The 12,481-nt window shown below is 61.9% G+C and carries 7 protein-coding genes; 2 read left to right on the top strand and 5 right to left on the bottom strand.

The genetic code is table 11. The annotated features are described in order from the left end of the window. Window positions 1-7,547: non-ribosomal peptide synthase/polyketide synthase (locus DBR24_RS09010; protein ID WP_128614546.1), on the bottom strand; the 7,547-nt coding region annotated here is incomplete at its 3' end. A 368-nt stretch (window positions 7,548-7,915) separates the two neighbouring features. Here DBR24_RS09010 and DBR24_RS09005 point away from each other — a divergent pair. After that, window positions 7,916-8,470 carry an RNA polymerase factor sigma-70 gene (locus DBR24_RS09005; protein ID WP_123466439.1) on the top strand — a complete coding sequence of 185 codons (555 nt, stop codon included), beginning with the start codon at window positions 7,916-7,918 and terminating at the stop codon, window positions 8,468-8,470. A 96-nt stretch (window positions 8,471-8,566) separates the two neighbouring features. On the opposite strand, the gene DBR24_RS09000 is transcribed toward DBR24_RS09005, so the two are convergent. The 4 genes from DBR24_RS09000 to DBR24_RS08985 all read right to left on the bottom strand — a co-directional run bounded on the left by DBR24_RS09000 (window position 8,567) and on the right by DBR24_RS08985 (window position 12,205). Further along, the gene (locus DBR24_RS09000) at window positions 8,567-9,580 is read right to left on the bottom strand and encodes a GNAT family N-acetyltransferase (RefSeq protein ID WP_128614545.1); all 1,014 of its coding nucleotides are present in this window, start codon (window positions 9,578-9,580) and stop codon (window positions 8,567-8,569) included. A gap of 140 nt (window positions 9,581-9,720) precedes the next feature. Continuing rightward, the gene (locus tag DBR24_RS08995) at window positions 9,721-10,557 is read right to left on the bottom strand and encodes a sugar-binding protein (RefSeq protein ID WP_128614544.1); all 837 of its coding nucleotides are present in this window, start codon (window positions 10,555-10,557) and stop codon (window positions 9,721-9,723) included. 137 nt (window positions 10,558-10,694) lie between these two features. Beyond that, entirely contained in the window at window positions 10,695-11,489 is a 795-nt protein-coding gene (locus DBR24_RS08990) for an ABC transporter substrate-binding protein (RefSeq protein WP_128614543.1), read from the bottom strand. A 92-nt stretch (window positions 11,490-11,581) separates the two neighbouring features. Further along, window positions 11,582-12,205, bottom strand: coding sequence for a TetR/AcrR family transcriptional regulator (locus DBR24_RS08985; RefSeq protein ID WP_128614542.1), 624 nt, complete (start codon window positions 12,203-12,205; stop codon window positions 11,582-11,584). A gap of 183 nt (window positions 12,206-12,388) precedes the next feature. Here DBR24_RS08985 and DBR24_RS31785 point away from each other — a divergent pair. Next, window positions 12,389-12,481, top strand: a 93-nt coding sequence (locus tag DBR24_RS31785; RefSeq protein WP_256591354.1) for a DUF1446 domain-containing protein, incomplete at its 3' end; no start/stop codon positions are given.

The raw sequence follows: 12,481 nt of genomic DNA, 5'->3' as shown, positions 1-12,481 counted from the left end.
ATGTACGCCAGGCGGCCGCCGATCACGCTGCCGATCGGCACGCTGCCGGCGCCTTCTTCCAGCACTTCCGGGGCCAGACTGGCGAGTGGCATGACCACGGTTTCGGTCGGGCCGTAGGCGTTGAAAAACAGGCTCGGTTTGAACGCAGCGCGAATCCGCTGCAGGTGTTCACCGGTCAGCGCTTCGCCGCCGGTGATGATCATCCGCACCGGCAGCGTTTGATTTTGCGTAGCGAGGAACTGCGCCAACTGGCTGCCGTAGCTCGGGGTGAAACCAAGGACGTTGATCTTGTGGCGGCGGATCAAACCGCAGATTTCTTCGGCATCCCACTGCCCTTGCGCCCGCAGCACCACCTGCGCGCCGCTGAGCAGCGGCACCAGCAGCCGCTCGGTGGCGGCGTCGAAGTTGATCGAATAGAAGTGCAGTTCGCAGTCGTCCGGGCGCATGCCGAAACGCGTGATCACGGCCTGGCAGTGCATGGCGATTTCGCCGTGAGAAACCACCACACCCTTCGGTTTACCGGTCGAACCGGAGGTGTAAATCAGGTACGCCTGATGCTGCGGCAAGCTGATCAACGGCAGCTCGGTGGCCGGGTAGCCGGCCAGTGCCGGACTGTCTTCTTCCAGGCTCCAGCGCGCCACGCTCGGCGGCAGATCACCAAGAGCATTGAACATTGCCCGATCGCTGAGCAGCAGACCAATGCGGCTGTCTTCGATCATGTAGTGCAAACGGTCGAGCGGATATTCCGGGTCCAGCGGCACGTAAGCACCGCCGGCCTTGAGAATCGCCAGCAGGCCGACAACCATTTCCAGCGAGCGCTCCAGCGCCAGACCGACCCGCACTTGCGGACCGACGCCGCGTTCACGCAGGGCCCAGGCCAGCCGATTGGCGCGGGCGTCGAGTTCGGCGTAGCTCAGGGTCTGCCCGGCGAACGTCAGGGCCGGCGCGTCTTTACGGGCCAGCGCCTGCTCGGCGAACAGGTGATGGATGCACTGATCGAGGCGATGTTCGCCCGGCTCCGCACCGAGGCTGTCGATCAGTTGCTGTTGTTCTGGCGCCGCCAGCAGCGGCAACTCGCTGAGGCGTTGGTGCGGATCGCTGATCAGCGCTTCGAGCAGATTGCGCCAATGGCAGGCCATGCGTGCAATGGTCGGTTCATCGAACAGATCAGTGCTGTAGGTCAGGCAGCAACCGAGGCGATGGTCGAGGTCGGTGACCTCCAGGTTGAGGTCGAACTTGGTCGCCCGCGCATCGTTGGCCAGGTACTCGACGGTCATCCCGGCGAGCAGGCGGCTCTGCTGGAACTCCCAGCGCTGCACATTGCACATGACCTGGAACAGCGGGTTGTACGCGGCGCTGCGCGGTGGCTGCAGGGCTTCGACCAGATGATCGAACGGCAGGTCCTGGTGCGACTGGCCCTCGATCACGGTATGGCGCACCTGCTCGAACAACTCACCCACCGACATCTGGCCGTCGAGCTGGCAACGCAGCACCTGGGTGTTGAGGAACGCGCCGATCAGCCCTTCGCTTTCCGGGCGGATACGGTTGGCCACCGGCGCACCGATGCGCAGGTCGGTCTGGCCACTGTAGCGGTAGAGCAAGGTGGCGAGCGCGGCGGTCATGGTCATGAACAGGGTCAGACCGTTTTGCGCATTGAAGGCACGGACATGGGCGGCGAGATCATCACTGAGGTCGAAACGGAACAGTTCGCCCTGGTGGCTTTGCACCGGCGGACGCGGACGGTCGCCGGGCAGCTCCAGCAGCGGATGTTCGCGTCCGAGTTGCGCGGTCCAGTAGTCGAGTTGGCGCTGACGTTCACCGGACTCCAGCCAGTTGCGCTGCCAGACGCTGTAATCAAGGTACTGCACCGGCAACGGCTCCAGCGGCGAGTCGCGGTCATCGACGAACGCTTCGTACAACGCGCTGAGTTCGCGGGCGAAGATGTCCATCGCCCAGCCTTCGGTGACGATGTGGTGCAGGGTCAGGACAAAGTAGTGCTCATGTTCGGCGGTCTTCACCAGACAGGCGCGCAACAGCGGCCCGGTTTCCAGATCGAACGGCAGGTGCGCTTCGGCATCGGCCAGTTGCTGCACCTTCTGCTCACGCTGGTCAGCCGGCAGTTTCGAAAAATCCTTCCAGCCCATGCGTACGCCCGTCTCGGCATGCACCTGCTGCCGGGCCACGCCGTCGATGCTCGGGAAGGTGGTGCGCAGGGTTTCGTGGCGCAGGATCAATGCCTGCAACGCCGCCTCGAAACGCTCGACATGCAACACGCCACGCAGGCGCGCCATGCCGCCAACGTTGTACGCCGGGCTGTCCGGTTCCATCTGCCAGAGGAACCACATGCGCTGTTGCGAATAGGACAGCGGCACCGGTTGGCTGCGGTCGACTTTTGCAATCGGTGGCTGCTGGTTGGTCTTGCCGCTGGCCTGGATCAGGCGGATCTGCTCGGCAAAATCGCCAAGTTCGCTGTGTTCGAACAAGGCGCGCAGCGGCAACTCGACGTCACAGGCCTGACGGCTGCGCGAGATGATTTGCGTGGCCAGCAGCGAGTGCCCGCCGAGGGCGAAAAAGTCGTCGCGCAGACCGACTTGCGCCAGACCCAGTACTTCGCGCCAGATCGCGGCGATCTGTTGTTCCAGCTCAGTGACCGGCTCGACATGCTCGCGGACTTGCCACTGCGGCTCGGGCAAGGCGCGACGGTCGAGTTTGCCGCTGGGGCTCAGGGGCATTTGTTCGAGACGCATCAGTTGCGCCGGGACCATGTATTCCGGCAGCTCGGCGGCCAAAGCGGTTTTCAGACGGGCGATCAGTGCGTCCTGATCTTCGCTGCCATCGGCGGCAGTGAAATAGCCGATCAGTTGCGCGCCGGCAGCGGTTTCACGCACCAGCACCACGGCTTGGGCGACACCTTCCTGAGCCAGCAGGCGCGCTTCGATTTCTTCCGGCTCGACACGGAAGCCACGCAGTTTGACCTGCTGATCGAGACGACCGAGGTATTCGATCACACCGTCCGAGGTCCACCGTGCGCGGTCACCGGTGCGGTACAAACGCGCGCCCTGCTCACCCAGCGGATCGACCACGAAACGCTCGGCAGTCAGCGCCGGGCGACCGAGATAACCGCGAGCGAGACCGATGCCGCTGATGCACAGTTCACCCGGCACCCCGGCCGGCACCGGATTGAGATCGGCGTCGAGTACGCGGCAGATCACGTTGCCCAACGGCCGGCCGATCGGCGAACGCTCGCCATCAGCCACTGTGCAGTGCCAGTGGGTGACATTGATCGCGGTTTCGGTCGGGCCATAACGGTTGTGCAATTGCACCGCCGGCAGTTGCGCCAACACGCGGTTGCGCAGTTCTGGCGGCAGCGCTTCACCACCGGAGAACAGCCGACGCAGGCTGGTGCATTCGGCGCTGAGCGGTTCGTCGATGAACAGCGAAAGCAGCGGCGGCACGAAGTGCAACGTCGTCACGCCATATTGCTGAACCAGTTGGGCGATGCGATGCGGATCGCGGTGCTCGCCCGGCGCGGCAATCAACAGCCGCGCGCCGGTGATCAGCGGCCAGAAGCACTCCCACACCGACACGTCGAAACTGATCGGGGCCTTTTGCATCAGCACGTCGGTTTCATCGAGGCCGTAGGTGTTTTGCATCCATTGCAGACGTTCGGCCAAGGCGGCGTGAGTGTTGCCGACGCCCTTCGGTTGGCCGGTGGAACCCGAGGTATAAATCACGTAGGCGAGGTTGTCGCCGTGCAGGTGCAGACCCGGCGCCTGACTCGGCCAGTTTTCCAGGTGCAGCGCGTCCATCGCGATCACACTGACGCCGTCGCGGGCCGGCAGACGGTCAAGCAATGCGGTCTGGGTCAGCAGCAGTTCGACACCGCTGTCGCTGAGCATGTAGGCCAGACGCTCGGCCGGGTAATCCGGGTCCAGCGGCACATAGGCACCGCCGGCCTTGAGAATCGCCAGCAGGCCAATCAGCAGTTGCGGCGAACGCTCGGCAGCAATCGCCACACATACGTCCGGGCCGACCCCTTTGTCGCGCAGGTAATGCGCGAGGCGGTTGGTCTGGGCATGCAATTCGGCGAAATCGAGACTGCCGCCGTCCCACACCAGCGCAGTGCGTTCCGGGGTCTGGCGCGCCTGATCGTTGAGCCGTTCCGGCAGCCATTGTGGCGCCGGGGTGCATGGCGCGACGCTCCATGCCTGTTGCTGTTCATGCTCGCACGGCGTGAGCAATTGCAGGTCGCCGATCGCCTGTTGCGGCTGCTCGCAGACGGCGCGCAGCAGGTTGCTGAAGTGTTCGGCCAAACGCTCGATGGTCGCCGCTTCGAACAACTCGTCGGCGTAGTCGAAGGACAGGGTCAGGCGCCCGTTGCGATCCTCTTCGCTGTGCAGTTGCAGGTCGAACTTGGCCTCGCGGCTGTGCCACGGCAGTTCTTCGGCGAGCAGCCCCGGCAAGCGTTTCAGCGCGCCGAGATCGCGTTGCTGGTGGTTGAACATCACCTGAAACAGGCCGTGTTCGCGAGCCTGCGGGAAGGCTTCGAGCAGTTGTTCGAACGGCAAGTCCTGATGGGCTTGAGCGCCGAGCGTGGCCTCGCGAGTCTGCGTCAGCAACTCGACAAACGACAGGTGCGAATCGACCTCGGCACGCAGCACCTGGGTGTTGATGAAGAAGCCGATCAGGCCTTGGGTTTCCAGGCGCGGACGGTTGGCATTGGGCACGCCGATGCGAATGTCGCGCTGACCGCTGTAGCGGTGCAGCAGGCTCTGCAAGGCCGCGAGCAACAGCATGAACGGCGTCGATTGGTGGGCCTGGGCGGTCTGTTTGATCGCATCGCTGAGGCTGACGCCGAGGCGCACGCTGTGGCGGGCGGCGCTGTGCAATTGTCTGGCCGAGCGAGGATGATCGGTGGTCAGTTCCAGCACCGGCTGTTCGTCGCCCAGTTGTGCTTTCCAGTACGCCAGTTGCCGCTCGCCCTCGCCTTGCGCCAGCCATTGGCGCTGCCAGCTGCCGTAGTCGGCGTATTGGGTCGGCAGCGGCGCAAGGTCGGCGCGCTGGCCTTGGGTGGCAGCGGCGTACAGGCGCGAGAACTCGTCGATCAGCAGGTTCAGCGACCAGCCGTCGGCGATGATGTGGTGCAGTGTCACCAGCAGTTGATGATCTTCGTCGCCGAGCCGCACCAGCGTCACCCACAGCAGCGGGCCTTTTTCCAGGTCGAACCGGGTGCGCGCTGCGTCTTCACGGATCTGTTGCGCGCGGGCTTCACGCTCGTGGGCTGGCAGGTCGCTGATGTCGATCAGTTGCAGATTGAATTCAGTCGCCGCCTCGACCTGTTGCAGGGCCACGCCGTCGCGTTCGAAAAAGCGCGTGCGCAGCGATTCGTGGCGTTCGATCAGTTGCTGGAAGCTGGCGCGCACGGCGTCCTGGTCCAGTTCGCCGCGCAGACGCAGGGCACCGGGAATGTTGTAGGCGCTGCTGTGCGGGTCGAGCTGCCAAGTGATCCACAGACGGTTTTGTGCCAGGGATTGCGCGATTGGCTCGCTGCGCGAAAGCGTGTTGATTTGCCCTTGAGCGCTGCCGCCGTCCTGTTGCTGTTGCGCCACGGCGGCGGCAAATGCACACAGGGTCGGCGCCTCGAACAGCAGGCGCAGATTCAGCTCCAGCGACAGCGCTTCACGCACCCGGGCAATCACTTGCGTGGCGGCGATGGAATTACCGCCGAGCAAAAAGAAGTGGTCGTCGGCGCTGACCTGTTGCACGTTGAGCTGCTCGGCCCAGATCCTGCCGATCAGGGCTTCGAGTTCGTTGGTTTGCACGGCTGACTCGATGCTGGAGGCCTGCGCGGACGGGAACAGCGCATAGCTGTCGAGGCTGCCATCGGCCAGACGATTGCGGCAGGCGGAACGTTGCAGCTTGCCGCTGGAGGTCTTCGGCAAGGCGCCCGGATTGAGCAGCACCACCACGCTCGGCGCTTGCTGATAAGCCTCGGCCACCGCTTGGCGAATGGTTTTGATCAGCGCTTCGGGCGGGAGAATTTTCTGCACGCTGCGGCTGATTTCCGCGGCGATGCCAATGCCTTCCTCGCCGTCCTGAGAAACCGCAAATGCCGCGACCCGGCCCTTGCGCACCACCTCGACTTCGCGCTCGACGGTTTGCTCGATGTCCTGCGGATACAGGTTGTGACCGCGCACGATGAGCATGTCTTTCAGACGCCCGGTGATGAACAGTTCACCATCGCGAACGAAGCCCAGATCGCCGGTGCGCAGCCAGGTCTGGCCGGCGTGCTGGACGAAAGTCCTGGCGCTGGCTTCGGGGTTGCGCCAGTAACCGCGGGCGATGCTCGGGCCCGCAGCCCAGACTTCGCCGACAGTGTTGTCAGCCAGCTCCTGTAGCGTAACCGGGTCGGCGATCAGCACCGCGTGCTCTGGCTGACTGATGCCGCAACTCATGATCGGGCTGCCGTCGCCCGGCTCGGCGCGGTTTTGCGCCAATGCCTGATCGTCCACGCGCAGCGCCGGAATGCCAGTGCCACGCGGAGTACCGGCCACGAACAGCGTCGCTTCGGCCAAACCGTAAGAAGCCATGAAACTGTCTTCGCTGAAGCCGCACGCGGTGAACTTCTCGGCGAAGCGTTCAAGGGTGTCGAGACGGATCGGTTCCGAGCCGGAATAGGCCACGCGCCAGCGGCTCAGGTCGAGCCGCTCCAGTGCCGATTCGCTGACCCGTTCGCTGCACAAGCGGTAAGCGAAATCCGGTCCGCCGCTGATGGTGCCGCCGTATTGGCTGATCGCTTCGAGCCAGCGCAATGGTCGGCCGAGGAAGTACGCCGGCGACATCAGAATGCACGGCACACCGCTGAAAATCGGCTGGAGCAGACCGCCGATCAGGCCCATATCGTGGTACAGCGGCAACCAGCTGACGATCACATCGTCGGGGTTCACGTCGATGCCGAAGCCGTGGCGAATCAGCAATTCGTTGGCAACCAGATTGCCGTGGCTGACCTGCACGCCTTTGGGCAACGCGGTGGAACCGGAGGTGTATTGCAGGAAAGCGATGTGCTCTGGCGGCAGCGGCGGTTCAACCCAACGCTCGGCCAGTGCGCTGTCGAGGGTGTCGACGCACAACAGCGGCGGCGCGCCGTCGATCTGCTGCAAGGCATCGCGCAGGTCGGCGCTGGTCAGCAGCAAACGCGGCTCGGCGTCGGCAATGATCGACAGCAGACGCTCTTGATGGTGGCGACGCGCCGACTCCGGCGGATAGGCCGGGACCGCAATCACTCCGGCGTACAGGCAACCAAAGAACGCCGCAACGTAGTCCGGGCCGCTGGGGAACAGCAGCACCGCGCGATCGCCGAATTCGGCTTCAGCCTGTAGCGCGGCCGCGATGCTACGGGCGCGCTGATCGAGTTCGCGATAGCTGAGTACCACAGCCTGCTCTGGGTTTTCAGCGAGAAAACGCAAGGCCAGTTGATCCGGCGTCAGGGCCGCGCGGCGCTGGAGGGCTTGGACCAGGGTGCTGGGGAGTTCGAACGCGTCGGTCATGAGGTTTCCTGCCTGAAGTCGGCTTGCTAGTGGAATCGGGTTGCTGCGTCACGCCCCTTCAAGGGCATGCAGGGCGCGGTCTGTGCCGACCACGCAAGGCTTGGGAATGCTGGCTGGCCGGGGCTGTGCAGCTGGAGCCATTCACCAATGAGAACGGATGACGTCTGGAAATAATTAGTCAGCGGGCGGGAGCGCCAACAGGGCTGGGGTGTGGCGGCGTGTCGCAGTTCTCAGAACGCACCTTTGTGGCGCATTACTTCTCTTTCTCAATTGACAATCATTATCATTCAACATAATTTGTCGCTCGATGTGTAGGACGGCCCCTCCCCCAGCCGTCCCACTAACCTATTGGCAGCAAGGTGATTTCCATGACGGAACAAGTATCCACAAGCAGGTGCGATTCACCGCTACTTCAGGCCTTTGTCGACAATCGACTGATTCTGGTCAAAATCGCCGCCCGCATTACCGGGTGCCGGTCGCGTGCCGAAGACGTGGTGCAGGATGCGTTTTTCCGACTGCAATCGGCGCCACCGATCACGTCCTCGATCAAGGCTCAACTGAGTTATCTGTTCCAGATCGTGCGCAACCTCGCCATTGATCACTACCGCAAACAAGCGCTGGAGCAGAAGTATTCGGGCCCCGAAGAGGAAGGGTTGAATGTGGTCATTCAGGGCGCTTCGCCAGAAACCTCACACATCAACTTCTCGACCCTGGAACACATTGCCGACGCGCTGACCGAGCTGCCCAGCCGCACCCGTTATGCGTTCGAGATGTACCGCCTGCACGGCGTGCCGCAAAAGGACATCGCCAAGGAACTCGGCGTCTCGCCGACCCTGGTCAACTTCATGATTCGTGATGCCCTGGTGCACTGCCGCAAGGTGTCGGGCAGTCGTGGGGATGCGGCATCGCTGGGTCGTCGCTAAGCCCGGCTCGCGGCCAAGAAAGATCGCAGCCTTCGACAGCTCCTGCAGAGGAATACGTTTCATGCAGGAACTGCCGAAGGCTGCGATCTTTTGCTTTTACGCCAACGTGCACCGATCAAAAAACCGCTCGCGCCCCAGCAGCATCAGCGCCGCGCGTTTGTGCGGAAAGTCGAATTCCTTCTCGCAGTGGAAGCACTGGTTCTGCATATGCCCGATCATCTTCGCGTTGTCGGCACGCGGCTCGGCCACCACGCGTTGCGTGCGCGGATCATCGAGAAACAGGTAATGCACCAGCGCCGATAGCCAACTCGCCACCTTGTGCGGCCCGCGATGCTCCTCCTCCCCCACCAGCATATGAATGCCGCGGTCGTAATTATCGGCGTCGTAGAACGGCGCGATGCGATCCTCTTTCGCCCAATACGCCTCGAAATAGGCAAACGGCTGATCGTCGAAACAACCGATCAGCGTCAGGGTGTGTGGATCGGTTTCGAGTTTGCTCAGGTACTCGCGGTGCTGCTCGATGCTGCCCTCTTCCTGCCAGAAACGGGCGACCCGCGGGCTGTTCTGCCAGCGATGGAAGCGTGGCAAATCCTCTTCGATTTCCAGCGAACGCAGGGAAATCCACGCGCCAAGACGCGCATCGAAACGCCGATAGACTTCACCGCGCGGCTTCACCGGACGCAGCGGATGGCGCCTGCCCTGGCTGATGACCATGTGCTGCGGATAGCTGCCAGCCAGTGAAGTGCCGAGCCACGGTTGCGGCAGTTGCCAGAACAGCGTGCGCTGGCAGCGGTACTCGCCAGCTACCTCGGTGCTCACCAGCAAACCGCTGCGCAAGGCCTCGGTCGGCGGTTGATCCAGTTGCCAGGTCAATTGCTGACACGCGGGATCGCGGGCGAACAACCAGTAACAGGCTGCCCACAGCGCTTGCCCCACAGGCAGCGCATAACGCTCATCGAGCTGGATCGGTCCCTTGCCATCACGTTCGAGGCGCAGACGAATCAGCGGCTGTCCGTCCAGGCTCAGGCTCAGACGGCTTTCAGTGGCATCGGCTGCGAGGTGACGGCCCGAAGGCAACGCCAGGGCAGTCAGGTCATTCAGATTGGGCATGGGTCGGGCTCACGATATTCGTCGACAGTTAAATGCTGGAACGTGATCGCGCCCGGAAAATTTAGAGATCCCCACCAACAATCCAGCGATGCTGTTTGCTGGCGGGGCTCCATGAGGCTGACAAACTCACCGCTCTCGCACTAAACAGACTTGACCCAGATCTTGCTGATGGCGTAATCGTTTCCGCTGCCACTCGCCGTATGACTGATGATTGCCAACGTGCACTGCGAAGAATCCGCGGTAAACGTGCCCTCCAGTGATTCCCAGGTCATGGCTGGAAAACCCTTGGCTTCAGTGACGTGCTGGGTGCCTGCTGCAAGCGACAGACTCGGCACACTGGAGCTGGTGTTGGTTCGACGAACCTCTAGACCGAATTCATAACGCGTGCCGGCTTCAAGGTTCACGAAGTTTTTTTCCAGAATGATGCCAGCCGATGCGTTGGTGTACGTGTGGTTGTCGAGAACGTAGATGTCGCCGTACTTGGTCACAAGCAGATCTCTGGGATCCAGTGCAGCCGGGCCTTTTTTCCAGCCGTTCCAGGGCGCTTCTTCAGCCTCGGAGAAGGTCGTCAGATCCTCGAAGGGAACCCGCACTTTGAGGCTGAGCGGTGGAAACAGCAGTGGGCAATCACAACCCGCATCATTCAGGGCCGCCTGAAAGACCAACACCAGTTGACTGTTGTGTTTCAGATCCTGCAAGTCATCCCACGCAATCGTCCTGCGCCAGCCTTCCTCGAACTCCTGCTGCGTCAATGGCTCTGCATCGGCGACGCGCAACATGATTGGCGAACCATCGCTCGTCTGACCACAGGCATGCAATGTCGTCGGTTGTCTGAGCGCCATAAAAGGCCACCTCGACACTTCGACTGTAATGCCGGTCGAGCCATCGGGTTTGTTCAAGGTGAGGACATTCTCGCTGGCTTGCTCTACGAATGGAGCAGGCACACAGCGCAATGAAATCGGGGACGGATTGGACATGGCAAATTCCTTTTTCTCAAGCCGCTCGCAACGAGCGGGTGTGAAAAGGAATCAAAACCTGAAGCCAATACGGCGTCTACTGTCAGATCTGACAGGGTCGCCCGAGTATCCGACCAACGGCAGGGCATGACACGCCGTTACTTCGGCACCGGCACTACCGCGATCTTGTACGGCTCGAAAATTTTCAGCATTTCGCCATTGTCGCGCAGGCCTTTGAGCAACTTGCCGAACGCTTCACCGGTGATCGGTGCGGTCGGGCGAAGAATGGCGTAGTGGTGGTAGACCTGATCGATACGCTGCGAGACCAGCAACGCCTCGCGCACCTTTTCATTGCGCAGCAGGTAATCGAACAGATAGGAACGGGTCACCAGTGCGATATCGGCGCGGCCGCGCAGAACCATCAACAGGTTGCTGTCGTGGGAATAGGTCAGTGTGGCGTTGTAGTTCTGGGCGAGATACTTCGGGTCGGCATTGAAGTTGGCGAATTCATAGTGATAACCGCTGAACAGCGCCAGACGCTTGCCCGACAGATCGGCGAAATAGTTTTGCTGGCGACCGTCCTCCCGTTGCGCGACGAAAATCTCCGCGTCCTCAAGGCCCATGTCGACGTCCGTGTGGGGAATGTCCTTCCAGCCCCACTCCGGGTTCTCGAAGATCGCCATGTCGATCCGGCCTTGCTTGAAATCACCGAACCGTCGGGGAATCGAGGTCGGCACGAGGACAAACTGATAGTCGCTCTGCAACCGATTCAACGCCTCGACCAGTTGCGGCAACAGACCGGTGTCGGCCCCGTTTTCCGGGCGAATGGTGTAAGGCGGAAAATGCGCTGCACCCACCCGAACCAATTGCGCTGCCTGCGCGGGCAAAACCCATAATGCAGCCAGCGCTGCGAGCATCAGCCCAGCGGCCGTCCGAACTGGCGAAGACTTCAAAACACCCCACTCCCCGAAAAAATACCGATCAATGCATTCAAGCTAGGCGGTTTCGCCCAGTTAGCCAGTTTCCCGGCCCGATAGAAAGTGGCTCAACGCTCTTCGAGCACCAGAATCAATGCCTCGTCAGCCAGTTGATCGAGGCTCAAACTGCCGCCGGCACGGAACCAGGTGGTGGTCCAGGACAACGCGCCAGTGAGGAAACGTCGGGTAATAAATACATCGCCGCGAATAAACCCGACGTCCTTGGCCTCACCCAGCACCTGCAACCAGATCGCTTCGTAAATATCGCGCAACGCGAGGACTTTGGCCTGGCCGTCCTCGGACAACGAACGCCATTCGTACACCAACACCGCCATGGCTTCACCGCTGCCACCCATGATCGATTGCAATTCGCAGCGAATCAGTGCCAACACGCGTTCACGCACATTGCTCGCTTCGGCCAGCGCCGCTCGCATCAACGCCGTGTTGTAGCGAATGGTTTCTTCCATCACCGCACGGAGGATTTCGTCCTTGCTCTTGAAGTGATGAAAAATGCTGCCCGACTGGATACCGACCGCGCCGGCCAGATCGCGCACTGTGGTGCGCTCATAGCCTTTGTTGCGAAACAGGTGAGCCGCCACTTGCAGCAATTTGCCGCGGGCGCTGTCCGGGTCGGTCAACTGGCCTTGATCGACCAATTCGCGCATGACCCTCAGGGCTTTTTGCTCGTCCACCCGTTCTCTCCTACAGTCGATCAGTCTGTTGCCCCCTGAAACCACAGGGTTGCGCGCAATTTAAGCCGCCGACGACGACCAAGCAAGCGCTTGGGCAGAAGATATTTCAGCTGTTTACAAACCAAGCGCTTGCTTGGTAGCCTCCAGACACTTCTGTCGCAGGTTTCTGAGTCGGAGATAAAAATGCCCACCACCGTCCGCATCGGATGCGCCAGCGCATTCTGGGGAGACACCTCCACCGCCGCCGCGCAGCTTGTAGGCGGTGGACGCCTGGAT

Source organism: Pseudomonas sp. HMWF006, from assembly GCF_003061205.1.
In the GTDB taxonomy this organism is placed as follows: domain Bacteria; phylum Pseudomonadota; class Gammaproteobacteria; order Pseudomonadales; family Pseudomonadaceae; genus Aquipseudomonas; species Aquipseudomonas monsensis.
The sequence above is the reverse complement of the archived record's forward strand: the minus strand, read 5'-3'. Positions and strand labels throughout refer to the sequence as shown.